This is a genomic window from Micromonospora sp. NPDC048040, from assembly GCF_055587185.1.
This window is the reverse complement of sequence record NZ_JBVJGT010000003.1, coordinates 147,473-170,426: the sequence shown is the minus strand read 5'-3', so window position 1 is coordinate 170,426 and position 22,954 is coordinate 147,473. Positions and strand designations below refer to the sequence as shown.

Sequence of the window (22,954 nt, the reverse complement as noted above, 5' to 3'; positions counted from 1 at the left end):
CTGTCGTAGGCTGGCCGCAGCGTCGCGGTGCACCCGGCAAGGAGACCGCCGAGGGCATGGAGGCGCGGGACAGCATGGGACACGCGTGCATCCATCCACGCCGGACGAGCGCCTGCGGGCCTTCGGCAACCAACTGATCGAGATCCACCTCTGGCTCCGCGAGGAGCTCACCCGCATCCGCGACGGGCTGGGCGAGCCCGGCGTACGCCCCCGGGACCTGCGGACCCACTGCCTGGCCTTCTGCGCGGCGCTGACCCGGCACCACACCGGCGAGGACACCGGGGCGTTCCGGGTGCTGGCCGACCGCGTCCCCGAGCTGGCCCCGGTGCTGCGCGAGCTGGAGGCCGACCACCACGTGGTGGCCGGGATCCTGCGCCGGGTCGAGGAGCTGGCCGAGGCCGCCGCGCCGCCGGCCGAGGTGCGGGCCGAGCTGGACACGCTCGCCGCGCTGCTCGAATCGCACTTCGTCTACGAGGAGAAGAAGCTGGTCGACGCGCTCAACGCGCTGACCGACGGCACCACCGAAGGGCTCCTCGGGGTACCCGTCCCGCCGCCCGACCCCGAGTAGGTCTGCCGGTAGCAGAATTGTCGGCGTCGGGTTGGCCTGCCGGCCCCGGGGCCGGCAGGGTGGGCGTATGGCGATCTTCTCCCTCCAGGCGACCCCGTCCGACGGCCCGGGCTGGCTGGACCTGGCCCGGCGGGCCGAGGCGGCCGGTTTCGAGACCCTGTCCACCGCCGACCACCCCGGTAAGACGACGTCGCCGTTCGTCGCCCTGGCCGCCGCGGCGGCGGTGACGTCGACGATCAAGCTGGGCTCGTACGTCTCCAACGCCGGGATCCGGGAGCCCATGCTGCTCGCCTCGGACGTGGCCACCCTCGACCTGCTCTCCGGCGGTCGGGCCCGGCTCGGCCTCGGCGCCGGCCACACCCCGGCGGAGTGGCACGCGGTCGGGCGGGAGCGCCCCGACGTCGCCGGTCGGGTGCGCCGCTGCCTGGCCGTCGCCGAGGCCGTCCGCGCGCTGCTCGACGGCGAGGAGGTCACCGTCGACTCCCCCGACCTGGTCGTGCGGGCCGCGCGGCTGGAGACACCACGACCAGTGCAGCGGCATGTCCCGCTCACCCTCGGCACGGCGAACTCCACGATGCTGCGCTGGGCCGGCGCGCACGCCGACATCGTCGGGCTGGCCGGCCTGGGGCGCACCCTGCCCGACGGCTACATGCACGAGGTGCGCTGGCGCGAGGCGGACATCGAGGCACAGCTCGCCTGCGTCGCGGCCGGGGCGGCCGGGCGGGCCGAGCCGCCGGCACTGGAGGCGCTCGTGCAGCTGGTCGCCGTCACCGACGACGCCGAGGCCGCCACCGCCCAGTTCGCCGAGCAGACCGGCCTGACCGCCGCCGAGCTGCTGGCCACGCCGTTCGTGCTGGTCGGCACCGAGGACGAGATCGTCGCGGCGGTCGCCGAACACCGGCACCGCTGGGGCGTCACCCGGTTCGTCGTCCGCGCCGACGCCCTCGACCCGCTCACGCCGGTGCTGGCCCGCCTGGCCGCCGCCGGCTGAGCCACCGACTTTCGGTACGGGTGAGGCGAGGTCAGGTCGTCGGGTGCTCGGCGACGAACACGCCGACGCCGTGCACTCCCTCCACGAGCCCCTGCATCTGGAGCACGAGGATCGCCTGACGCACGACCGTCTGCGACACACCGTGCTCTTCCTTGAGCTGCGCGGTGGACGGCAGCTTGTCTCCCGGCGCCCACTCGCCTGACTCGATCCGGGCACGGATGTGGTCGGCGAGCTGCGCCCATTTCGGCTTGGCGGGCATTCACACTCCCGGCTTTCGCCGCCCTGCTCGCTACGGCCGGACCGCTCGCAAAGGCTTAGGTCTCGGCCCGCTCGGTAACGAAGACGCCGAGGCCGTGGACGCCCTCGACGAGGCCCTCAGTCTTGAGCACGATCATGGCATGGTTGACCACACCGGCTGACACGTCGTGCTCACGGCACAGCTGAGCCGTCGACGGCAACTTGTCGCCGGGTGCGAGTTCTCCGGACGCGATCTGCTGTCGGATGAGATCCGCCAGCTGCGCCCACTTCGGTTTGGCGGGCATGTTGACTCCCTGGTCTGCACCGCCATTTGATCACGCCTCGCTTCTATCGACAAGTAAGAGGTAGTCGGTAGTTGACCTATGAACAGTACTAAGTATAAGTTCGTGACGGCTGGCTCCCTGGTCTGCAAACCCGGAGTTGGTCGTCCCGTGAAACGCACCCGGCCGGCCCAATCCCCCGAGGTCGGCCGGGTGCCACGCCCTGCCCGCCGCACGCTGGCGGGCCCGCCCGCGGGCCCGGGGCGGGTGCCGGGCTCCAGCCGCCCGCGCAACGGCTGCCCCCGCCCGCCTCGGCGCCGCGACCACCCAGAAGGAGACGACGTGCCCGTAACCGGCCAGCCCGTGGACGCTGTGGAGAGGGTGCTCGGCGAGCTGCCGGTGCCCTGGTTCGTAACCGCCGAAGACCTCGAACTCGCCATCCGGGCGGAGCCGGCGCACGCCCCCGAGTCGTGGCCGGCGGTACCGCTGTGCCGCAGCGACCGGACCCCGTACCCCTGTCGGCTGCATCGCTGGGGGCGGCGCGTGCTGCGCACCCGAGGGCTCACCGACCAGGCCGTCGACGGGTTGGTGGCGCACGGCGGCCGGCTCATCCGCGTACCCGATGGGAGGCGCTGACGTGGCGACGAGCCGGCAGCGGAACGCGGAGCCGGTGCCACTCGCGCCTCGGCACCGGCGGACGTGGCGGGGCTGGCGGCGCTGGTGCTCGTGCGGCCTACGCTGGCGCGCGTGCCCCGACCGGCACCAGCCCGTGCCGACCGAGCCACCCGCCCCGCCGCCGCGCAACACCCGGTGGCGGGACGAGGCGACCCGGGCGAGGCCGCAGATGGGACGGGTGGGCCGCTTGACGCCCGCGCAAACCTGGCGGGCCAACGGCGGGCGCTGGTGACCGGCCGTCCGCACACGCCGCTGCACCCCTTGTGGCTGTGCCGGGCCTGCGCCGCGCCGTGGCCGTGCGGGTCCGCGCGGGTGACGCTGCTACGGGAGTACGCGCACGACCGGGTAGCGCTGCTCGTGTATCTGGGCGGGCTGCTGCACGACGCGGCCGGCCAACTCCACGCCCTCAACCCGCACGCCGGGCCGGACCCGGCGCAGCTCTTCGACCGTTTCCTCGGCTGGGCAGTCGTCCGTCGCCCAGGCTGACGTGCGCGCTGCCGCTCTCATGACTCCTTGTCGGATCTGCTGCGGTTTCTGCCCTGATGAGGGCGCACGATCCGCCGCGACACCCCGCTCAACCAGGTTCCGTCGCAGTTCGATCAGCACGTCGTCTGCCCAGAGGGGCCGGTACGCCGCGGCTTCGGCCAGATGCAGCAACGTGCCGCAGAGGTAGGCCGGGTAAAGCACACGGGTGTCAAGGAAGGCCGGGAACGCCACGCCGTCCGATCCTGGTAGTCCAGGACATCCCGGAGCAGCCTTGACCTGCAGCCCTCTGCAGAGATGTCCTTCCTCGTAGCCTTCATCCGAATCAATCCCGCCGCGTACCTCAAGATATGAGCATGCGGATCCTCATGGCCGGCGCGTCCGGCTTCCTCGGCACCCGGCTGGTCGACCGGCTCACGGCGGACGGGCACCAGGTCACCCGACTGGTCCGCCGGCCGCCGCGCACCCCCGACGAGCGGCAGTGGGACCCGGCCGCCGCACAGCTCGACCCGGCGACGGTGGCGGAGGCGGACGCGGTGGTCAACCTGGCCGGCGCGGGCGTCGGCGACCGGCGGTGGAACGACGCGTACCGGCAGGTGATCCGGTCGAGCCGGGTCGACACGACCACCGCCCTGGCGAGCGCCATCGCCGGGCTGCCCGACGGCGACCGGCCGCGGGTGCTGCTCAACTCCTCGGCGGTCGGCTGGTACGGCAACACCGGCGACCGGACGGTCGAGGAGGACGCCCCGGCCGGCGAGGGCTTCCTGGCCGACGTCTGCCGGGTCTGGGAGGCCGCGACGCGCCCGGCCGAGGACGCGGGCGTACGCGTGGTGCGGCTGCGCACCGGGCTGCCGCTGCACCGCGACGGCGGGCTGCTGAAGCCGCAGTTGCTGCCGTTCCGGCTGGGGATCGCCGGCCGGCTCGGCAGCGGCCGGCAGTGGCTGCCGTGGATCTCGCTGGTCGACTGGCTGGACGCCGCGCTGTTCCTGCTGGCCCGCGACGACGTCGCCGGGCCGGTCAACGTGGTCGGACCGGCCCCGGTGACCAACGCCGACTTCACCCGCGAGCTGGCCCGGCAGCTGCGCCGGCCGGCGATCATCCCGATCCCGGCGCTGGCGTTGAAGGTGGCGCTCGGCGGCTTCGCCCACGAGGCGCTGACCAGCACCCGGGTCCTCCCCGGCGTGCTCACCGAGGCCGGCTTCGCGTTCCGCCACCCCGATCTGGCCGGCGCGCTGCGCGCCGCGCTGCGCGACTAGGGCTGTCTCAAACTCCGGCTTATTTGATCTTGTGGCAGGATCGCCGGATGCTGCGACTCACCGATTTCATCATCGACTGCCCGGACCCGATGGAGCTGGCAGCTTTCTATTCAGAGGTGACGGGTCGCCCGGTCAAGGGGGGCAGCCACGGCAACTGGGCCGGTATCCGGTTCGGCGAGATCGAGCTGGCCTTCATCCGGGTGGAGGACTACCGCGCCCCGCAGTGGCCCGACGGCGAGCACCCCAAGCAGTTCCATCTCGACTTCGAAGTTGACGACATCGAGGCCGAACAGAGCCGCGTCCTGGCCCTCGGCGCGACCCTGCAGCAGGACTCCGTCGGCCCCGACGGCTACGGCTGGCGCGTCTACACCGACCCCGTCGGCCACCCGTTCTGCCTCTGCCGCAACAAGGGTGTCACCTGGACCGACCAGGGCCTCATCTGGCCCGAGAGCGAGTAGAGCGTGTATCCGAAGTGGGTCAAGGCCGTTCGTTGATCGCGGCGATGTGTACGACGGCCCCGTAGCGCACGGCAAGCTTGTCGAAGCGCGTGGCGACGCCGCGGTTGCGTTTGAGCCGGTTGATGCCGCACTCCACAGCGTGACGGTGCCCCAGGCCACGGCGCGGGCCGGACGCCCGGCGGGCGTCCGGCCACGGTCGGCGCGGCGGGGTCAGCAGCCGACGACCCAGTGGTTGGGGCCGGTCTGCTTGAGGGCGCTGGTGTAGAAGGTGTTGTAGAGGCCCATCCGCTGGTTCGAGCCGTTGGCGTAGGCGTAGCCGCCGGACTGGTAGGCGCGGCCGGCGCCGACGTGCGCGTAGTTGCTGGCGGTCACGCAGGTCGGCGCGGTGGTCGGGCTCGCCGTCGGGGAGGCCGTGGGGCTCGCCGTCGCCGTCGGGCTGGGGCTCGGCTCGGTCCCGCCGTTCAGGCCGAAAAAGACCGCGTCGTGGTACGCGGAGCAGATGGTGTCCAGGATGTACGGGGCGGTGGTGCCGCACTGGTCGGCGGCCGAGCCGGGGTCGACCGGGGTGCCGTGGCCCATGCCGGAGATCCGGTAGACCCGCACGTCGTTGTTGCCGTACACCTCGAGGCTGGTGTTGGCGGGCAGCGACGCGGTGCTGGTCGGGGTCTGCGAGACGCCCCGGACGTTGGTCCACTGGTCGCGCAGCTCGGTGGCGTTGGCCGGCACGACCGTGAAGTCCGAGGTGCCGTGCCAGATGGCGACCCGGGGGCGGGGGCCGGTGTGCCCGGGGTGGGCGGCCCGGACCAGGTTGCCCCACTCCTGCGGGGTCTTGTTCACCCCCTGGAACTGGCAGGCGTTGGTGGTGGCGGGCGGCGAGCAGCGGTACGGCAGGCCGGCGATGACGGAGCCGGCGGAGAAGACGTCCGGGTAGGTGGCGAGCATGACCGCGCTCATCCCCCCGCCGGCGGAGAGCCCGCTGACGAAGACCCGGCCCGGGTCGGTGCCGTAGTTGTTCCTGGCGTAGTCGACCATCTGCTTGATCGACAGCGCCTCGCCGGAGCCCCGCGTGATGTCCTGCTCCACGAACCAGTTGAAGCAGCTCAGCTGCTGGTTGGCGCTGGACTGCTGCGGCACGATCAGGGCGAACCTCCACTGGTCGGCGTACTTGCGCCAGCCGGAGTTGGCGAAGTAGCCGGAGGCGTCCTGGGTGCAGCCGTGCAGCAGCACGACCGCCGGCGCTCCGGCCGGGAGGTTGTCCGGCCGGTACGCGTACATGGCGAGGTTGCCGGGGTTGGAGCCGAAGCCGGTGACCTGGGTGAGGGTGGCGGCCTGGGCGGGGGCGGCGACGGTCACGACCGCGGTGGCGGCGAGGACCAGCCCGGCGACCGCACCGGTCAGCCGGGTGAGCAGGGACGAGGAGCGGCGCACGGGGGCCTCCTGGGGACGGGTTGTGAACTGGGTCACCCGCGAATTGCCGCGAGGTTACGTCGATGTGTCGATGCTGTGACATGGGCCACGGTCACACATTCGCTGTCGGGAGGATGTGCGTCCTGACCGGCGTGTCCAGGTCCGGTTGGTAACGTCCGCTGCGTGCCGACCTCCCCGTCCCTGGCGCCTTCGCCGGCCTCGCCGCCCCGTGTCGTCCGCGACCGCCGGGCCGACCTGATCGTGGCGCTGGTCGCGCTGGCGCTCGCCGTCTGGGTGACCAGCGGGCTGTGGCGGGACCCGAACGTCCGCGCCATCACGGTCAACTCCAGCGACCAGGCGCTCTTCGAGTGGTTGCTGGCCTTCGGCGGCCACGCGGTGACCCACGGCGACGACCCGCTCTTCACCCACCTGGTCAACGTCCCGGACGGGGTGAACCTCGCGGTCAACACCTCGATCACCGTGTACGCGGTGGTCTTCGCCCCCCTGACGTACCTGATCGGGCCGCCGGCCACGTTCCTGGTGATCCTCACCCTCAATCTGGCCGCCACCGCGCTCGCCTGGTACTGGCTGTTCTCCCGGCACCTAGCCCGCAGCCCGCTCGCCGCCGCGGTCGGCGGGTTGTTCATCGGCTTCTCCCCCGGCATGGTGTCGCACGCCAACGCCCACCTGAACTGGACCGCCGGCTGGTTGGTGCCGCTGCTGGTCTGGCGGACGTTCGCCCTGCGCCGCTCCCGGCGCCCGCTGCGCGACGGCGCGATCCTCGGCGCGCTCGTCGCCGTCGCCTTCTCCATCGCCGCCGAGGGGCTCTTCTTCACCGCGCTGGCGCTCGGCGTCTTCGTCGCCGTCTGGGCGCTGCACCCGGCCCACCGCGCCGAGGCCCGGGCGGTGCTGCCGACCTTCCTGCGCGGGCTCGGGGTGACCGCCGTGGTCGCCGGGGTGCTGCTGGCGTACCCGCTCTGGCTGCACTTCGCCGGCCCGCAGCGCTTCCACGGCACCGGCTTCGACGCGGTCATCCACTCCGAGGACGTCGTCGCGTTCGGGGCGTACCCGCGCCGCTCGCTGGCCGGCGAGGTGGGGCTGGGCACCCGGCTGGCGCCGAACCCGACCGAGGAGAACTCGTTCTTCGGGATCCCGCTGCTGCTGCTCGCCGTCGCCTGCTTCGTGGCGCTGTGGCGCCGGGCCGACGCGGGCCGGCGGGCGACGCTCTGGGCGCTGGGCGTGACCGCCGTGGTCTTCACGGTGCTCTCCTTCGGCCCCGAGGCCAAGGTCGACGGGCACCGCGCCGACCTGCCGATGCCGTTCGACCTGCTCGGGCACCTGCCGGTGATGAACGCCGCCCTGCCCGCCCGGCTGGCGCTGGTGGTGGCGCCGGTGATCGGGGTGCTGCTCGCGTACACCGTCGACCAGCTGCGGGCCGATCCGCCCCGACGCCGCCCGGCGCGGCTGGCCTGGTGGGCGGGGTTCGCGGTGGCGCTGGTGCCGCTGGTGCCGACCCCGCTGCTGACCATCGAACGCGAGCCGATCCCGCGCTTCATCACCGCCGGCACCTGGCGCGAGTACGTCTCCCCGGGCGGGGTGCTGACCCCCGTGCCGCTGACCCTCGACGTCTATCCCGACGGGCAGCGCTGGCAGGCGTACGCGCTGGCGCACCGGCAGGGCGAGTTCGCCATCCCCTCCGGCTTCTTCCTCGGCCCGGGCGGCCCGGACGGCCGGGGGCGGATCGGCCCGCCGCCGCGCCCGTTCAGCGCCATGCTCGACGAGGCCGGTCGGAGCGGGCTGGTGCCGATCATCACCGAGGGCAGCATCCAGGAGGCCCGCGCCGACCTGCGGCACTGGCGGATCGAGACGGTGGTGCTGGCCGACGAGGTGCACGGGGCGAAATGGCCGGTCGACGAGGACGCGATCCGCCGCACCGTGACCGCGTTGCTCGGCCCGCCCGAGCGGGTGGACGACGTCTGGCTGTGGCGGGTCCCGCAGGGATGAGCGCCGTGGTGACGTGGTGAGCCGCGTCACCGAAGGTGACTGGCCGGTACGGGTCTAGGCTTGGCGCGTGAGCACGACGACTTCCGGCCTCACGGCCGTCCGCGCCGGTCTCCTCGACTACCAGGCCGCCTGGGACGAGCAGCGCCGGCTGCACGAATCGGTGGTGGCCGGCGAGCGGGGCGACACGGTGCTGCTGCTGGAGCACCCGAGCGTCTACACCGCCGGCAAGCGCACCGAGCCGTGGGACCGGCCCATGGACGGCACGCCGGTGGTCGACGTCGACCGGGGCGGCAAGATCACCTGGCACGGCCCGGGGCAGCTCGTGGGCTACCCGATCGTGCGGCTGCCGGACCCGGTGGACGTGGTCGCCTACGTACGCCGCACCGAGCAGCTGCTGATCGACGTCTGCGCCGAGTTCGGGCTGGCCGCCGGCCGGGTCGACGGGCGCAGCGGGGTCTGGGTGCCGGAGGACGACCGGGGCCCGGCCCGCAAGGTGGCCGCCATCGGCATCCGGGTCGCCCGCGGGGTCACCCTGCACGGCTTCTCGATCAACTGCGACTGCGACCTGGGCCACTTCGACCGGATCGTGCCCTGCGGCATCCGCGACGCCGGCGTCACCTCGCTCACCGCCGAGCTGGGCCGCCCGGTCACCGTGGCCGACGTGCTGCCGGTGGTCGAGCGCCACCTGCCGGCCCTCGTCGCGGCCTGACCTCCGCCCGTGCGGATCGATCTCGTCACCGTCGTCGTCGCCGAGTACGACCCGGCCATCGACTTCTTCACCGAGGTGCTCGGCTTCGACCTGGTCGAGGACTCGCCGTCGCTGACCAACGACGGCCGCCCGAAGCGCTGGGTCGTCGTCCGACCGCCCGGCGCGCAGACCGGGCTGCTGCTGGCCCGCGCCGACGGCGAGCGGCAGGCGCAGGCCGTCGGCGACCAGGTCGCCGGCCGGGTCGGCTTCTTCCTCCAGGTCGACGACTTCGACGCCACCTACCGCCGGATGGTCGAGGCGCGCGTCGAGTTCGTGCGGCCGCCGCGCACCGAGCCGTACGGCCGGGTGGCGGTCTTCCGCGACATCGCCGGCAACCTCTGGGACCTCCTCGGCCCGGCCTGACCGGTAGCGGGACGCACCCCCGCTCACGCTGCCCCGGCCCGGCCTGACCGCCGACGGGCACCGGGCACCGGGCACCCGCTCACGCCCCGGCGGTCAGACCTGATCGGCCGGTTCGGGCGGGTGCTCCGGCGCACCGCCGCGGCGCCGGAGCCAGGGCTGGCACAGGACGACGGCCCCGCCGATGGCGGCGCCGATCACCGTCTCGACGCCCCGGTCGAAGAGCAGCGACCCCACCGGGCGGGCCGCCGCGAGCTGGCCCATCAGCAGGGCCATCGGCGTGATGAACAGCAGCGCCAGCCCGTAGTTGCGCCCCACCAGCAGCTCGGTGACGATCTGGAGCACCGCCACCACCAGGACGGTGGCGACCGGCGAGAACCCCGGCGCGAGCAGGGCCGCGCTGGTCAGCAGCCCGAGCAGGGTGCCGACGATCCGGTGCCCGGCGCGCACCAACTGGGCGGTGACGCCTTGGGCGCTGAGCGGCGCCACCGCCGCCACCATCGCCCAGTACGGGTGCCCGATCCCGATGGCCGTCGCCGCGCCGCCGGCCAGCACCACGGCGACGGCGTAGCGGACCGGCTCCCAGGTCCACACGTGGCGCAGCCGCGCGGGACGGCTCCGCTGCCGCCGCAGGACACTGCCGACGGCGCCGACGAGCAGCGCGAACAGGCTGCTGAGCCCGGCCACGGCCGCCGCAGTCGGCACGTCGGAGACCGCGTGCGGCACCGACGCCGCGGCGCCGAACCCGAAGACGAGGAAGAGCGGTCCCGGCGGGTGCCAGTCCTGCGCGGCGGCGAGCACGGCTCCCGCCGCCGCGACGGCCGCCGCGGCCGGCACCGCGACCCACGCGCGCGACTCCAGGGAGCCGACCAGCACCCCGAGGACCACCGACACCGTGAGCGCCGCCCCGGCGCTCGCCTGCATCGCCGCCCGGGACAGGTGCACGTGGTTGCGCCCGTAGAGCGAGGTGAACGCGCCGAACGCGGCGTACAGGGACCAGTCCGGGTGGCCGGCCGCCAGCACCGCGAGCAGCGGCACGAGGACGCTGACGCCGGCCCGCAACGCGACCCGGTGGGCGCCGTGTGCCTCGCGGAGGTGCAGCAGATCGCGCAGCGTCGGCCGGAACCGCTCGCCCATCACCCTCCTCCCACACCCCGCTGCCCGGCCACGGCTCAGGCCGTCCGGGTCTCGTCCGAGGCCCCGCTCCTTCATACCCCGGGACCCGGCCGCGGTTCGGTGGACGCGACTCCACGCACTTGAGCGGTCGCTCAAGCGTGAGGTACCGTCCCCCTTGAGCGACTGCTCAAAGTGGGGAGGATCCAGTGCGGGCTGTCTATGTCGAGGCGCTGATCGCCGCACCGGTCGAACGGGTGTGGTCTGCGACGCAGGACCCCACGGCGCATCGCCGGTGGGATGTCCGCTTCAGCCGGATCGACCCGGTGCCGGGCACCACGCCCGCCCGGTTCCGCTACTCCACCACCGTGTTGCCCGGGGTGCGGATCGGCGGCCACGGCGTGCACGCCGGTGAGCGGACGCGACCGGACGGCACGTGCACCTCGGCCCTGCACTTCGGCTCCGACGACCCGCGTTCGCTGATCGCGTCGGGCTCCGGCTACTGGCGATACGTGCCAGGCCCGGGCGGGGTGCGCTTCCTGACCGGCTACACGTACGCCACCCGCTGGGGTCCGCTGGGCCGGCTTGCCGATCTCGTGTTCCGCCCGCTGCTCGGCTGGGCGACCGCGTGGTCGTTCGACCGGCTGCGGCTGTGGCTGGAGCACGGCGTGCCCCCGGAGCGCGCACAGCGCAACGCCGGGCGGGAGCTGGCCCTGCGGGTGCTCGCGGTGACCGGCGTCGGCGCGCTGGTCACGTCGGTCACCGACGGGTCCGCGACCGCGGCCGGTGCGGTGCTCGCCGCGTCGGTGGTCGTGCTGGCGCTGCCTCCCCGTCCCCATACCCCGGCCGCCCGCCGCTGTCGACGCCGGCCGCCGGACCGTCTCGCCGCCCGTCCACCGTCCGTCCTGGAGAAGCTGTGACCTCCGTCTTCCAGCGCGCCCTGGGCGCCAACTTCGGCCGACTGCACCCGCAGTTGCAGCGCCGCTTCGGCGTCGACGGCGACACCGACGTGGGCTGCGTGGGCACCGGCATCATGGACCGCCTCTGGCGGGGGCCCGCCTTCACCGCGCCGTTCCTGCGGCTGGGCGCCCTGCGGCACATCCTGTTCCCGGAGACCGGCGTCGGCATTCCGTTCACCATCGAGAACTACGCCTACGCCGACTCGTACCGCCGACCCACGCTGACGTTCGTGCGGACCTTCCAGGTGTCGACGCACCGTCGCCGCCGCTTCGACGCCACCATGGTCTACAGCCCGCAGCGCCAGGTCCTGGTCGACTACCTCGGCACGCACCAGCACCTCGCGGTCGACCTGCACCTGGGCGTCGACGCGACCGGCGCGCTGACCATCCGCAGCGGTGCCCAGCGCTTCCGCGGCGGGGTGCCCTGCCCGGCGGTCCTGACAGGGCAGGCGCACCTACGGGAGTGGTACGACGACCACCACGGGCGATTCGGCATCGAGGTGCGGGTGAGCAATCCTCTCGTCGGGCCGCTGTTCGGATACTCGGGCAGCTTCACCGTCCAGTACGTCCGTTCCGGCCGGGCACCGGTGCCGGCAGCCGTGCGGCCGCTGCGGGAGAATCCCCGCCACTGACGAAAGGACAGCCATGGCCGCCACCCGCCAAAAGCTGATCGACGGCGCGCTCGCGGCGATCCGCACCCACGGCATCGCCGGCGTTTCGGCCCGCACCGTCGCGGCGGCGGCCGGGGTGAACCAGGCCCTGGTCTTCTACCACTTCGGCAGCGTCGACGCCCTGCTCGCCGAGGCCTGCCGCAGCGCGACAGCGGCCCGCGTCGCGGCATACCGGGAACGCTTCGCGGAGGTACGGTCGCTGCGCGAACTGCTCGACCTGGGTCGTGCCCTGCACGAGCAGGAGCGTGCCGAGGGCAACGTGGCGGTCCTGGCCCAGTTGCTCGCCGGCGCCCAGACCGACCAGCGGCTCGCCGAGTCGACGGCCGCCGCGCTCCGAATGTGGACGGCCGAGATCGAGACGGTGCTGCGCCGGGTGCTGCGCGACTCACCGGTCGCCACGGTCGCCGACCCGGCGGGGCTGGCGAGCGCGGTCTCGGCCGCGTTCGTCGGCCTGGAACTCTTCGAGGGGGTCGACCCCACCGGCGCACGGGACGCCTTCGACGCGCTGGAACGCCTCGCGGTGCTGATGGAGGTCGTCGAGGATCTGGGCCCGGTGGCCCGCCGGGCGCTGCGCGGCCGGCTGCGCGCCCGCGGCTGACATCCGGCCCGGGCTCAGGACGCCGCGGCCGGCCTCCGACACGGCCGAGGACGGCAACCGGGCCGGGTCGCTGTGGAGCGGGTCGTGATCGACACCGGCTCCACAGCGACCGAGAACGGCCTACGGGGTGAGCCGGTGCAGGTCGCGGGGGAAGGCGGTCACCTCCCGGACGTTGGCCGCACCGGTCAGCCGGGCCACGAAGCGTTCCAGCCCGATGGCGAAACCGCCGTGCGGCGGCATCCCGTGCCGGAACGCGTCGACGTAGCCGGCGTACGGCTCGACGGGCTCGCCGCGGGCCGCGAGCGCCGCCAGGTAGTCGGCGTGCCGGTGCAGCCGCTGCCCGCCCGTCACCAGCTCCAGTCCCCGGAACAGCAGGTCGAACCCGTTGGAGTACGCGGGCCGCGCCGGGTCGGGATGGGTGTAGAAGGGCCGCTTCGCCATCGGGTAGCCGGTGACGAAGAGGAACTCGGAGCCGTGCTCCCGCCGCGCCCACTCCCCCAGCGCCCGCTCGTGCGCCGGGGCGAGGTCCGGCTCGTCGGCCGGCGCGCCGGCGATCTCCAGGGCCTCGGTGAAGTGCACGGCGGGGATCTCCGCCGGCACCTCGGGGGCCTCGACGCCGAGCGTGGCGAGCGCGGAGCCGGCCCGCGCGCGTACCGCGTCGAGCATGCCGGCCACGGTGTGCCGCAGCACGGCCATCACGTCCCGGTGGTCGGTGACGAAGCCGAGTTCGGCGTCGAGCGAGGTGTACTGCGCCAGGTGCCGCACCGTGTCGTGCGGCTCCGCCCGGAACACCGGCCCGACCTCGTAGACCCGCTCGAAGACACCGACCATGAGCTGCTTGTAGAACTGCGGCGACTGGGCCAGGTACGCGGGCCGGCCGAACCAGTCCAGCGCGAACACGTTCGCCCCGCTCTCGGTGGACGAGCCGACCACCTTCGGCGTGTGGATCTCGACGAAGTCGCGGGCGTCGAGCGCGGCGCGGAAGCCGGCCACCGCCGCCGCCGAGACGCGCAGCGCCGCCGAACGGGTCGGGTGACGCAGCGCCACGGGCGCGTGGTCGAGCTGGGTGGGCAGGCTCGCGGTCAGCGCCGGCCGGTAGAGGTCGAACGGCGGCGGCACGGCGGGCGGGCCGAGCGGTCGTACGGTCGGCTCGGCGACCTCGACCCCGGCGGGAGCGGTCGGGTTCGCGACCACCGTGCCGGTGACCTCGACGACGGTCTCCTCGGTCAGTTTCTCCAGGCCCGCGCGGAGGGCCGGGTCGGCGACCACCACCTGGGCGAGGCCGGCCGCGTCCCGGACGATCAGGAACGCCACCGACTTGAGCAGCCGGCGGCGGTGAACCCAGCCGGCGATCCGGACGGTTGCGCCGACATGGGCGGAGAGCTGGTGGGAAAGGATGCGTTGCACGGCGGTTACCTCCTCGATCAATCGCAACGCGATCCCCGGGAGGTGTGGGCGAGCGGGAACCTCGCGGTGCCACCACACCTTCACCCCCGCTGGCGGGGGCCTCGTTCGTCGCCTTTTCACCGGGGCCAGCCGGGCGGGCTCTACTTGGCGCGCACGCGCCGTTCTTCCCGCAGCTCGGGAGGGTCTTCGCGGTCCGGCGCCAGACCGCCTCACAGCAACCGGCGGCTCTCTCGGCTGGCGGATCGGGCCGCTACTCGGCTCCGTCACAGCTCTGCCGGGAACCGTAGCACCCCGCCGACGCCTGCTGTGACGCGATTTTCCCGCCTCCGGTGTCCGGCGTCACAAGGCTATCGGCGTGACGCCGGTCGCCCGCGGTACATCGACGGCGGCCGTCGGGCGTAGGCTCGGTTTCGTGACGATCGAGCACTCCGCGCCGACGACCGGCCAGGTAGCGCGCACCGCGACGCCCGCCCCCGAGGGGCGGCGTCTGCTCCGCATCGAGGCGCGCAATGCCGAGACGCCGATCGAGCGCAAACCGCCGTGGATCAAGGTCAAGGCCAAGATGGGGCCGGAGTACACCCAGCTGCGCGGGCTCGTCTCGCGCGAGGGGCTGCACACCGTCTGCCAGGAGGCCGGCTGCCCCAACATCTACGAGTGCTGGGAGGACCGGGAGGCCACCTTCCTCATCGGTGGCGACCAGTGCACCCGGCGCTGTGACTTCTGCCAGATCGACACCGGCAAGCCGGCCGAGTTCGACGCCGACGAGCCGCGCCGGGTGGCCGAGTCGGTGGTCTCGATGGGCCTGCGCTACGCGACCATCACCGGCGTGGCCCGGGACGACCTGCCCGACGGCGGCGCCTGGCTCTACGCCGAGACCGTCCGGCAGATCCACGCCCTCCAGCCCGGCTGTGGCGTGGAGCTGCTGATCCCCGACTTCAACGCGGTCCCCGAGCAGCTCGCCGAGGTCTTCGGCGCCCGGCCGGAGGTGCTCGCGCACAACGTGGAGACCGTGCCGCGGATCTTCAAGCGGATCCGGCCGGCGTTCCGCTACGAGCGCTCGCTGGACGTGATCCGGCAGGCCCGCGCCGACGGGCTGGTCACCAAGTCCAACCTGATCCTGGGCATGGGCGAGGAACGCGCCGAGGTCTCCCAGGCGCTGCGTGACCTGCACGACGCCGGCTGCGAGCTGATCACCATCACGCAGTACCTGCGCCCCTCCCCGCGGCACCACCCGGTCACCCGCTGGGTCAAGCCGGAGGAGTTCGTCGAGCTGCGCGAGGAGGCCGAGGAGATCGGCTTCGCGGGCGTGATGAGCGGGCCGCTGGTGCGCTCGTCGTACCGGGCCGGCCGGCTCTACCGGCAGGCGCTGGAGGCCCGCGAGGGCACCCAGGTCACCGCGGGCTGACCCACCCCGGCCGGCGCGCCGGCACCGCCGCACGTCGCGACGAGCCTCCGCCCCTCGGGCGGCCCTCGATCGAGGGTCAGCGGGGGGCGGTGGGCTCGCCGAGCAGGCCGAGGCGGTGGGCCAGCGCGGCGGCCTCCACGCGGTTGCTCACGTCGAGCTTGGCGATGATCCGGGAGACGTGCACGCTGGCCGTCTTCGGCGAGATGAAGAGCTGCTCGGCGATCCGGCTGTTGCTGTGCCCCTGCGCGACCAGGCGCAGCACCTCCCGCTCGCGCAGGGTGAGCAGGTCCGCGCCGGGGCGGCCCCGGGTGGCCCCGCGCAGGCCGACCCGGCGGGCCAGCGTGGCGGCCTGCTCCGCGAGCGGCGCCGCGCCGAGCCGGTCGGCGATCGCGGCGGCCTCGCCGACCGCCGCCGCCACCTCGTCCCGCTCCCCCGCCGCGGCCGCCGCCTCGGCGAGCGCCAGCAGCGCGCGTCCGAGCGGGTACGGCTGCCCGTCCGCCCGCCACGCCGCGACCGCCGCCCGCCACGCCGCAAGCGCCTCGTCGCCGGCCGCCAGGAGGGCGCCCACCTGGGCGGCGTGCGCCCGCTCGGCCGGGCAGCGGGCCGGCAGGCCGGCGGCGAGCGCGGACACCGCGGCGGCCAGCTCGGGGTCGCCGGCCCGGGCGGCCGTGCGGGCGACGGCGCTGAGCACCGGCCAGCCCTCGCGGGGCAGCTGCGGCAGGCGCTCGTCGGCCAGCGCCGCGTGGGCCGCGCGTACGGCCTCGGCGCGGTCGTCGGCCGCCAGCGCCGCCTCGATCCGCAGCTCCCGCAGCGGCAGCCGGTGGTTCGGCCACAGGTAGGGCCGGCCCAGGAAGCCGAGGGCGCGGCCCACCAGCTCGTCCGCGGCGGGGTGGCCCCGGGCCAGCCGCAGACCGGCGCGGAGCTGGAGCCAGTGCAGCCCCGAGACGCCCGGCAGGTCGATCCGGGCGGCGTCCGCGCAGGCGGCGTCGGCCTCGTCCCAGCGGCCCAGGGCGATCAGCGCCTCGGCCTGGTTCGACAGCAGGTAGGCGCCGGTGGAGCGGCTGATGCCGACCCGCCGCGCCTCGGTCACCCCGGCGGCGGCCGCGTCGGCCGACTCGGCGTACCGGCCCAGCTCGAAGAGCACGTCGGAAAGGTGGACCAGGGCGCTCACCAGCGCCGGCGCGTTCCCTGCCGCGCGGGCCCGTTCCTCCACCCGGCGCAGCTCGGCCAGGCCGAGGTCGACCGAGGCCGCGGTGCGGCAGAGCAGCACGATCCGGGCCGGCAGCAGCCCCAGGTCCTCGCCGAGCGCCTCGGCCGCCGCCGTCGCCTCGGCCGCGAGCGCGTCGGCCTGCTCCGGGTCGATCCTGATCAGGTGCGCCGCGATGTCGGCGAGGAGCCGGACCCGCTCCGGCCCGTCCGGCACCCCCGAGGCCAGCCGGTACGCCTCCCGCAGCTCCGTCGTGCCGTCGCTCTTGCCGAGCATGGCCAGCATCCGGCCGCGCCGGTCCAGCAGCCGCGCGGCGCGCAGCGGCTCGGCGTCGGTGTCCACCTCGGCCAGGGCGGCCCGGGTGAGGGTGAGCGCGCGCTGGTAGTCGCCGGCGGTGGTGGCCGCCGCGATGGTCTCCTCCAGCACCGCGAGGTGGTCCATGTCGAGCCGGTCGGCCGCGTCGGGCACCAGCTCCCACAGCTCCAGCACCCGCTCCAGCAGCCGGCTCTGCTCCGCGTACGCGTACCGGTCGGCGGCGGCGCGGGCGGCGGTGCGGGCGGTCACCAGGGCGCGGGGGTGGTCGTGGGCGGCGTACCAGTGGTGGGCTATCTCGGCCGGGGCGCGACCGGCGACGACCAGGTGCGGCTGCGCCTCGATGGCCGCCGCGAAGCGGGCGTGCAGCCGGGCGTGCTCACCGGGCAGCAGCTCGTCGTGCACCGCCTCGCGGACCAGGGCGTGCCGGAACTCGTAGTCGCCCTCCGGGTCGGCCACGACGAGCTGGGCGGCGACGGTGGCGCGCAGCGCGTCCTCCAGCTCGGGCTCGGGCAGCCCGGCCACCTCGGCGATGAGCTGGTGGGCAAAGCGGGTGCCGCCGGCCGCCGCGATGCGCAGCACCCGCTGGGCCGGGTCGGGCAGCCGGTCCACCCGGGCCAGCAGCAGGTCGCGCAGCGTCTCGGGCAGCGCGGCGCAGCCGACCGGGCCGCCGGCCGCGGCCAGCTCCTCAATGAAGAACGGGTTGCCCTGGGTGCGGTCGTGGATGTGGTCGACCGCCCGGGCGAGCGGCTCGGCGCCGAGCAGGTCGGCCAGGATCGCGCCGGTGCCGTCCCGGTCGAGGCGGCCCAGCTCGATCCGTTCGACGCCGCGGGCCCGGTCCAGCTCGGCGAGGAAGGGCCGCAGCGGGTGCCCGCGGTGCAGCTCGTCGGTGCGGTAGGTGCAGACCAGCAGCAGCCGGGCGGTGCGGGCGGCCCGCACCAGGAAGGCGATGAGGTCGCGGGTGGACCGGTCGGCCCAGTGCAGGTCCTCGATCACCAGCACCAGGGGCTGCCCGGCGGCGAGCCGCTCGAACAGCTCGGCGACCAGGTCGAACAGGTAGCCGCGCGGGGCGTCCGAGACCGGCGCCGGGGCGGGCGCGGCAACACCGACCGGCCCCCGGGCCAGCTCCGGCAGGAGGCGGGCGAACTCCGCCTCGTACCCGTCGAAGACGCCGGGGCCGTCGCGGCGCAGCACCGCGCGCAGCGCCGCCGCGAACGGCGCGAAGGGCAGGCCGGCCTCGCCGAGTTCGAGGCACTGGCCGACCAGCAGGCGGGCCCCGGCGTCGGTGGCCGACCGGCCGAACTCCTCCGCCAGCCGGGTCTTGCCCACCCCCGCCTCGCCGCCGACCAGCACGGTGGTCGGCTCGCCGGCGCGGGCCCGGGCGAGGGCGTCGCGCAGGGCCGCGAGTTCCGGCTGTCGGCCCACGAGGACGGTGCTGGCGGCGCGTGCGGTCACGGCACCGAGCATGCCACGCCCCTCGCCGCCCTCGATTCCGCTGACCGGCCGGCCGGCGACCGACGGCCCGGCCGTCGCCGGGGCGGGCTGCCCGCCGGACGGTTGAGCGGGCCCGCCGGACGGCGCGGGTCCTGGCGGGGCGCCGGCCCCCGCCGGCACGGTGGCGGTCCCCGGCGGCACGGTGGCGACTCTCGACGGGTCGGCGGCGGCCCCCGGCGGCACGGTGGCGGCCGCCGGGGGCGCGGGGGCGCTCACCGGCGGACGTCGCCGGCGCGGCCCGGATGCTGCCGCCGGCCGAGCCAGCCGCGCGTGGAGCGGCGTGGCAGGGCGCGGGCGAGCCGGTCGGCCGCGGCCTCGGCGCGCAGCTCGGCGGCGTACGTACGGTGGATGGAGAGGATGAAGTCCGCGTCGGTGCCGAACATCTCGGGCTCCCTGAGGTCGTCGTCGCTGTCGACTCTGACTCTCCGCGCGAAGGTGCCCCCGGGGCATGGGTGCGCCGCCTGATCTTCGCCCGCTCCCCCGCCTTACTCCCGACCGCTGGGGGCGGTACGGCGACGTAAGGTACTCAGCCCGGCCGCGGGTGATCGCGGCGTGCGGCGACCACTAGACTCAGCGGCATGGCAAAGCCCCAGGAGAAGGTCTCGTTCGGCCAGCGGCTGAAGCAGATCGGGATGGTGTTCAAGTTCACCGCCAAGCAGGACAGGTGGTTCGCGCCGCTGGCCGCCGGCGCGGTGCTGATCCCGCTCGCGCTCACCGTGGTCGCGGTCCTGCTCTGGGGCTGGATCTGGCTGCCGCTGGGCATCCTGCTCGCCCTGCTCTGCCTGCTGATCGTGCTCAACCTGCGGTCCAACCGGGCGATGATGAACGCGGCCGAGGGGCAGCCGGGCGCGGCGGCCCAGATCATGGAGAGCATGCGCGGCGACTGGCGGGTCACCCCGGCCGTCAGCTCCACCACGCAGATGGACATGGTCCACCTGGTCATCGGCCGGCCCGGCGTGATCCTGCTGGCGGAGGGCAACCCGCAGCGGGTGCGCGGTCTGCTCGGCCAGGAGAAGCGGCGGCTTGCCAAGGTCATCGGCAACGCACCGCTGCACGACTACGTGATCGGGCAGGAGGAGGGCCAACTGCCGGTCCGCAAGTTGCGGATGACCCTGATGCGGCTGCCGCGCACGCTCAGTGGCAAGGACGTCAACTCCCTCGACAAGCGGCTCAAGGCGCTCACCGCCCGCCCGCAGATGCCCAAGGGCGCGATCCCGAAGAACATGCGACCCCCGCGCGGCGCGTTCCGCCAGTCGCGCGGTCGCTGACCCACCGGGACGTACGCAACGAGAGCCGGGCCCTGTCGGGCCCGGCTCTCGCGTCTCTCCCCCTCCCTCCCCGTTTCCCGCTCCTCGGTGATCTTGCGGTTTCGGCCCTACCGCTACCGCCGATGCCCCGTACGTCCGGGCAGGAAGTGCAAGATCGCGGGAGGGAGGCGGGACGAGCGGGGGTCAGGGGCGGGGGGCGTCGGTGACGACCGAGCCCGCGAGGCGGTCGTGCAGGCCGCGGCGGTGGTTGTCCATCAGCAGGGCCGGCACGACGAGGGCGAGCAGCACGCCGCGCAGCAGCGCCCGGACGAGGCCGATGCGCCCGCCGTCGGCCCACGCGACGCAGCGGATCTTCGTGATGAACATGCCCGGCGTCTGGGCGAACAGCCCGAGGAAGAAGCCGTACTCCAGGATCAGCACCAGCACGGGCGCCCACCCGTCGCGGACCGGATCGGCGAAGCCCCGGGCGGCGAGGAGGCAGAGCACCCAGTCGATCACCAGCGCGCCGAACCGGCGGCCCAGGCTGGGCGGGGTGAAGGCGGGATCGGACGCGGGCGGCACGGGGCGGTCAGGCGGGTTGCTCACAACGGTCAAGGGTATCCAGGGCGTACGGGCGGCTCGGGGACGGTCGCCGGCACCCCGGGCGCAAAAAGGGACCAAAGCGAGCAAGTGTCAATACACTGGCACAGCCGGCGGTGTTCCGTCGCCCGCTCACCCCCGCCGGAGCAGCGCGGATGACGCTCCGCGAGGGACGTAACACGGCAGAAACACTCAAGACATGGCCGGGCAACCACCCGGCCATAGCGTCGCCAAGAGCCTAGCCACCCGTGGACGTGCCAGGAGGACGTGTGTTCGCCAATCCCGAGGAACTCCTGCGATACCTCAAGAACGAGGACGTGAAGTTCGTCGACGTACGTTTCTGTGACCTGCCCGGCGTGATGCAGCACTTCAACCTGCCGGTCGAGTCCGTCGACGACGAATTCTTCACCGAGGGCCTGGCCTTCGACGGTTCGTCGATCCGCGGTTTCCAGGCGATCCACGAGTCGGACATGCTCCTGCTCCCGGACGTCGCCACCGCCTTCATCGACCCCTTCCGGGCGCAGAAGACCCTCGCGCTCAACTTCTTCATCCACGACCCGTTCACCCGCGAGGCCTACAGCCGGGACCCGCGCAACGTGGCGAAGAAGGCCGAGGCGTACCTGGCGGCCAGCGGCATCGCCGACACCGCCTACTTCGGCGCGGAGGCGGAGTTCTACATCTTCGACTCCATCCGCCACGAGACCTCGGCGCACCAGTCGTTCTACTACATCGACTCGATCGAGGGCGCCTGGAACTCCGGCCGCGAGGAGCCGGGCGGCAACCGCGGCTACAAGACCCCGTACAAGGGCGGCTACTTCCCGGTGCCGCCGGTGGACCACTACGCCGACCTGCGCGACAGCATCGTGCGCCGGCTGGTCGACACCGGGTTCACCGTGGAGCGCTCGCACCACGAGGTGGGCACCGCCGGCCAGTCCGAGATCAACTACCGGTTCTCGACCCTGCTGCACGCGGCCGACCAGCTCCAGCTCTTCAAGTACATCGTGAAGAACGAGGCGTGGGCCAACGGCAAGACCGCCACCTTCATGCCGAAGCCGCTCTTCGGCGACAACGGCTCCGGCATGCACACCCACCAGAGCCTGTGGCTGAACGGCGAGCCGCTGTTCTACGACGAGACCGGCTACGCCGGCCTGTCGGACATGGCCCGCTGGTACATCGGCGGCCTGCTGCACCACGCCCCGTCGCTGCTGGCCTTCACCAACCCGACGGTCAACTCGTTCCGCCGGCTGGTGCCGGGCTTCGAGGCGCCGGTCAACCTGGTCTACTCGCAGCGCAACCGCTCCGCCTGCACCCGCATCCCGGTGACCGGCAGCAACCGGAAGGCCAAGCGCGTCGAGTTCCGCGTGCCGGACCCGTCGGCCAACGTCTACCTGGCCTTCTCGGCGATGATGATGGCCGGCCTCGACGGCATCAAGAGCAAGATCGAGCCGCCGGCGCCGATCGACAAGGACCTGTACGACCTGCCGCCGGAGGAGTGGGGCGACGTCAAGCAGGTGCCGGGCTCGCTGCCCGAGGTGCTCGACGCGCTGGAGGCCGACCACGACTACCTGCTCGACGGCGGCGTCTTCACGCCCGACCTGATCTCCACCTGGGTCGAGTGGAAGCGGACCAACGAGGTCGACCCGGTGCGCCTGCGCCCGACCCCGCACGAGTTCGCCATGTACTTCGACTGCTGACCTGAGATCAGGAAGAAGGCCCTGGGTTCGCCCAGGGCCTTCTTTCTTGCCACCAGCGACTCCACGGTTCCACCCCGACCGGGCCGACTCCGCCACTCGGGGGTCAGTGGAACACCATGGGTGTTACCGGAGCTTCTTGACACCCATGGTGTTCCACTCGACGCGACCGATCCGCTGGGCAGCACGGCCGTCCAGGGCGGCGTGGGCGGCCAGGGCGGCGCGGGCGACCGCAGCGCGGGAGCCACCCTGGCCGCCGAGACCGAGCGCCTGCGGCGCAACGTGGAGGCCGCCACCGCCCGCTGCGCGCCTGCGCGGCGAAGACCCGGCCGGCGGCTCCCCTGCTCGCCGTCGGCGCCGCCGGCCTCACGGGTGTCAACCTGGTACCCCGCTACGACTTCTACGTCAGCTACTACGGCTGGACGGCGGAACAGATCCTGCCCGGCGCCGCCGTGGTGCTGCTCGTGGTGGTGCTGCTGCTCGGCGCGGGGCTCACCCTGCGGGCCGACCACCGGGGCGGCTGGGCGCTGCTGGTGCTGCTCACCCCGATCGGTCTGCTGTCGGTGCATGTGCTGGCCGGGGCGGCGGACGGTCTGCTGAACGCTGCGCCCCGGCCGGGGTGGACCGCGCTGGCCGCGACGGCCCTCGTGGTCGGGCTCGCCGGCCCCGCGCTGCTGCCGCTGGCGATCGCCCTGCGCCGTCGGGTGCGCGGGCCCGGCCCGGTCGGCCACCGTACCCGCTGCCCAACCTGCGGGGCGCACCGCTGAGCGCACCGTCCCGGT

General features: G+C 73.9%; 24 protein-coding genes. 16 read left to right on the top strand and 8 right to left on the bottom strand.

Annotated elements, in window-relative coordinates; genetic code table 11:
* Positions 1-85: 85 nt before the first annotated feature.
* Positions 86-568, top strand: a complete 483-nt coding sequence (locus tag ACZ6O2_RS05340; RefSeq protein ID WP_466022090.1) for a hemerythrin domain-containing protein — start codon at positions 86-88, stop codon at positions 566-568.
* Positions 569-635: 67 nt separating this feature from the next.
* Positions 636-1,559: a TIGR03621 family F420-dependent LLM class oxidoreductase gene (locus ACZ6O2_RS05335; RefSeq protein ID WP_466022089.1), complete on the top strand. Its 924-nt coding sequence runs from the start codon at positions 636-638 to the stop codon at positions 1,557-1,559.
* 31 nt (positions 1,560-1,590) lie between these two features.
* On the opposite strand, the gene ACZ6O2_RS05330 is transcribed toward ACZ6O2_RS05335, so the two are convergent.
* Both ACZ6O2_RS05330 and ACZ6O2_RS05325 read right to left on the bottom strand, forming a co-directional pair.
* Positions 1,591-1,818, bottom strand: coding sequence for a GntR family transcriptional regulator (locus ACZ6O2_RS05330; RefSeq protein WP_357702487.1), 228 nt, complete (start codon positions 1,816-1,818; stop codon positions 1,591-1,593).
* A 55-nt stretch (positions 1,819-1,873) separates the two neighbouring features.
* Positions 1,874-2,101 (bottom strand): winged helix-turn-helix domain-containing protein, encoded by a 228-nt coding sequence (locus ACZ6O2_RS05325; RefSeq protein WP_466022088.1) that lies wholly within the window; start codon positions 2,099-2,101, stop codon positions 1,874-1,876.
* A 318-nt stretch (positions 2,102-2,419) separates the two neighbouring features.
* Between ACZ6O2_RS05325 and ACZ6O2_RS05320 the strand changes: the two genes are divergently transcribed.
* From ACZ6O2_RS05320 to ACZ6O2_RS05305, 4 genes are all read left to right on the top strand, one after another.
* Positions 2,420-2,713 (top strand): hypothetical protein, encoded by a 294-nt coding sequence (locus ACZ6O2_RS05320; protein ID WP_466022087.1) that lies wholly within the window; start codon positions 2,420-2,422, stop codon positions 2,711-2,713.
* Between the two features lie 267 nt (positions 2,714-2,980).
* Complete coding sequence (locus tag ACZ6O2_RS05315) at positions 2,981-3,238, top strand: hypothetical protein (RefSeq protein ID WP_466022086.1); 258 nt, start codon at positions 2,981-2,983, stop codon at positions 3,236-3,238.
* Positions 3,239-3,591: 353 nt separating this feature from the next.
* The gene (locus tag ACZ6O2_RS05310) at positions 3,592-4,491 is read left to right on the top strand and encodes a TIGR01777 family oxidoreductase (protein WP_466022085.1); all 900 of its coding nucleotides are present in this window, start codon (positions 3,592-3,594) and stop codon (positions 4,489-4,491) included.
* 47 nt (positions 4,492-4,538) lie between these two features.
* Entirely contained in the window at positions 4,539-4,949 is a 411-nt protein-coding gene (locus tag ACZ6O2_RS05305) for a VOC family protein (RefSeq protein WP_466022084.1), read from the top strand.
* 210 nt (positions 4,950-5,159) lie between these two features.
* Here ACZ6O2_RS05305 and ACZ6O2_RS05300 read toward each other — a convergent pair whose 3' ends face one another.
* Positions 5,160-6,377 carry an extracellular catalytic domain type 1 short-chain-length polyhydroxyalkanoate depolymerase gene (locus ACZ6O2_RS05300; protein WP_466022218.1) on the bottom strand — a complete coding sequence of 406 codons (1,218 nt, stop codon included), beginning with the start codon at positions 6,375-6,377 and terminating at the stop codon, positions 5,160-5,162.
* A gap of 162 nt (positions 6,378-6,539) precedes the next feature.
* On the opposite strand from ACZ6O2_RS05300, the gene ACZ6O2_RS05295 reads away from it, so the two are divergent.
* The 3 genes from ACZ6O2_RS05295 (at position 6,540) to ACZ6O2_RS05285 (ending at position 9,471) form a co-directional block, all read left to right on the top strand.
* Positions 6,540-8,360 carry a DUF6311 domain-containing protein gene (locus tag ACZ6O2_RS05295; RefSeq protein ID WP_466022083.1) on the top strand — a complete coding sequence of 607 codons (1,821 nt, stop codon included), beginning with the start codon at positions 6,540-6,542 and terminating at the stop codon, positions 8,358-8,360.
* A gap of 67 nt (positions 8,361-8,427) precedes the next feature.
* Entirely contained in the window at positions 8,428-9,069 is a 642-nt protein-coding gene (gene lipB, locus ACZ6O2_RS05290; RefSeq protein ID WP_350707875.1) for a lipoyl(octanoyl) transferase LipB, read from the top strand.
* A gap of 9 nt (positions 9,070-9,078) precedes the next feature.
* Entirely contained in the window at positions 9,079-9,471 is a 393-nt protein-coding gene (locus tag ACZ6O2_RS05285; protein WP_357451114.1) for a VOC family protein, read from the top strand.
* A 93-nt stretch (positions 9,472-9,564) separates the two neighbouring features.
* Here the strand turns inward: ACZ6O2_RS05285 and ACZ6O2_RS05280 are convergent, their stop codons facing one another.
* A complete protein-coding gene (locus tag ACZ6O2_RS05280) occupies positions 9,565-10,605 on the bottom strand; it encodes an FUSC family protein (RefSeq protein WP_466022082.1) in 1,041 nt (346 codons plus the stop codon).
* 185 nt (positions 10,606-10,790) lie between these two features.
* Here ACZ6O2_RS05280 and ACZ6O2_RS05275 point away from each other — a divergent pair, with 185 nt between their 5' ends.
* From ACZ6O2_RS05275 to ACZ6O2_RS05265, 3 genes are read left to right on the top strand one after another with little or no spacing between them, the layout of a single operon-like run.
* On the top strand, positions 10,791-11,501 hold the full coding sequence (locus ACZ6O2_RS05275; protein WP_466022081.1) for an SRPBCC family protein: 711 nt from the start codon (positions 10,791-10,793) through the stop codon (positions 11,499-11,501).
* The gene (locus tag ACZ6O2_RS05270; protein WP_466022080.1) at positions 11,498-12,172 is read left to right on the top strand and encodes a DUF4166 domain-containing protein; all 675 of its coding nucleotides are present in this window, start codon (positions 11,498-11,500) and stop codon (positions 12,170-12,172) included. Before ACZ6O2_RS05275 ends, ACZ6O2_RS05270 begins: the two co-directional genes overlap by 4 nt.
* A gap of 13 nt (positions 12,173-12,185) precedes the next feature.
* Complete coding sequence (locus ACZ6O2_RS05265) at positions 12,186-12,809, top strand: TetR/AcrR family transcriptional regulator (RefSeq protein ID WP_466022079.1); 624 nt, start codon at positions 12,186-12,188, stop codon at positions 12,807-12,809.
* Positions 12,810-12,929: 120 nt separating this feature from the next.
* Here the strand turns inward: ACZ6O2_RS05265 and aspS are convergent, their stop codons facing one another.
* The gene (aspS, locus tag ACZ6O2_RS05260; protein WP_466022078.1) at positions 12,930-14,216 is read right to left on the bottom strand and encodes an aspartate--tRNA(Asn) ligase; all 1,287 of its coding nucleotides are present in this window, start codon (positions 14,214-14,216) and stop codon (positions 12,930-12,932) included.
* Positions 14,217-14,571: 355 nt separating this feature from the next.
* Here aspS and lipA point away from each other — a divergent pair, with 355 nt between their 5' ends.
* Entirely contained in the window at positions 14,572-15,621 is a 1,050-nt protein-coding gene (gene lipA / locus ACZ6O2_RS05255; RefSeq protein ID WP_393262996.1) for a lipoyl synthase, read from the top strand.
* Positions 15,622-15,697: 76 nt separating this feature from the next.
* Here the strand turns inward: lipA and ACZ6O2_RS05250 are convergent, their stop codons facing one another.
* Positions 15,698-18,850, bottom strand: a complete 3,153-nt coding sequence (locus ACZ6O2_RS05250) for a helix-turn-helix transcriptional regulator (RefSeq protein WP_466022077.1) — start codon at positions 18,848-18,850, stop codon at positions 15,698-15,700.
* The gene (locus ACZ6O2_RS05245; RefSeq protein WP_350707860.1) at positions 18,847-19,017 is read right to left on the bottom strand and encodes a hypothetical protein; all 171 of its coding nucleotides are present in this window, start codon (positions 19,015-19,017) and stop codon (positions 18,847-18,849) included. Before ACZ6O2_RS05245 ends, ACZ6O2_RS05250 begins: the two co-directional genes overlap by 4 nt.
* A gap of 195 nt (positions 19,018-19,212) precedes the next feature.
* Between ACZ6O2_RS05245 and ACZ6O2_RS05240 the strand changes: the two genes are divergently transcribed.
* Entirely contained in the window at positions 19,213-19,902 is a 690-nt protein-coding gene (locus ACZ6O2_RS05240; RefSeq protein ID WP_350679779.1) for a DUF4191 domain-containing protein, read from the top strand.
* 183 nt (positions 19,903-20,085) lie between these two features.
* Here the strand turns inward: ACZ6O2_RS05240 and ACZ6O2_RS05235 are convergent, their stop codons facing one another.
* Entirely contained in the window at positions 20,086-20,487 is a 402-nt protein-coding gene (locus ACZ6O2_RS05235; protein ID WP_466022076.1) for an RDD family protein, read from the bottom strand.
* A gap of 263 nt (positions 20,488-20,750) precedes the next feature.
* Between ACZ6O2_RS05235 and glnA the strand changes: the two genes are divergently transcribed.
* Positions 20,751-22,175 carry a type I glutamate--ammonia ligase gene (gene glnA, locus ACZ6O2_RS05230; RefSeq protein WP_350707859.1) on the top strand — a complete coding sequence of 475 codons (1,425 nt, stop codon included), beginning with the start codon at positions 20,751-20,753 and terminating at the stop codon, positions 22,173-22,175.
* 449 nt (positions 22,176-22,624) lie between these two features.
* Positions 22,625-22,939, top strand: coding sequence for a hypothetical protein (locus ACZ6O2_RS05225; RefSeq protein WP_466022075.1), 315 nt, complete (start codon positions 22,625-22,627; stop codon positions 22,937-22,939).
* The last annotated feature ends 15 nt before the right edge of the window (positions 22,940-22,954 follow it).

Excerpts from the sequence above, each read along its gene's own strand:
- ACZ6O2_RS05335 (WP_466022089.1), top strand. The coding sequence starts at position 636 with ATGGCGATCTTCTCCCTCCAGGCGACCCCGTCCGACGGCCCGGGCTGG.
- ACZ6O2_RS05330 (WP_357702487.1), bottom strand. The coding sequence starts at position 1,818 with ATGCCCGCCAAGCCGAAATGGGCGCAGCTCGCCGACCACATCCGTGCC.
- ACZ6O2_RS05325 (WP_466022088.1), bottom strand. The coding sequence starts at position 2,101 with ATGCCCGCCAAACCGAAGTGGGCGCAGCTGGCGGATCTCATCCGACAG.
- ACZ6O2_RS05310 (WP_466022085.1), top strand. The coding sequence starts at position 3,592 with ATGCGGATCCTCATGGCCGGCGCGTCCGGCTTCCTCGGCACCCGGCTG.
- ACZ6O2_RS05305 (WP_466022084.1), top strand. The coding sequence starts at position 4,539 with ATGCTGCGACTCACCGATTTCATCATCGACTGCCCGGACCCGATGGAG.
- ACZ6O2_RS05280 (WP_466022082.1), bottom strand. The coding sequence starts at position 10,605 with ATGGGCGAGCGGTTCCGGCCGACGCTGCGCGATCTGCTGCACCTCCGC.
- ACZ6O2_RS05265 (WP_466022079.1), top strand. The coding sequence starts at position 12,186 with ATGGCCGCCACCCGCCAAAAGCTGATCGACGGCGCGCTCGCGGCGATC.
- ACZ6O2_RS05245 (WP_350707860.1), bottom strand. The coding sequence starts at position 19,017 with ATGTTCGGCACCGACGCGGACTTCATCCTCTCCATCCACCGTACGTAC.
- ACZ6O2_RS05240 (WP_350679779.1), top strand. The coding sequence starts at position 19,213 with ATGGCAAAGCCCCAGGAGAAGGTCTCGTTCGGCCAGCGGCTGAAGCAG.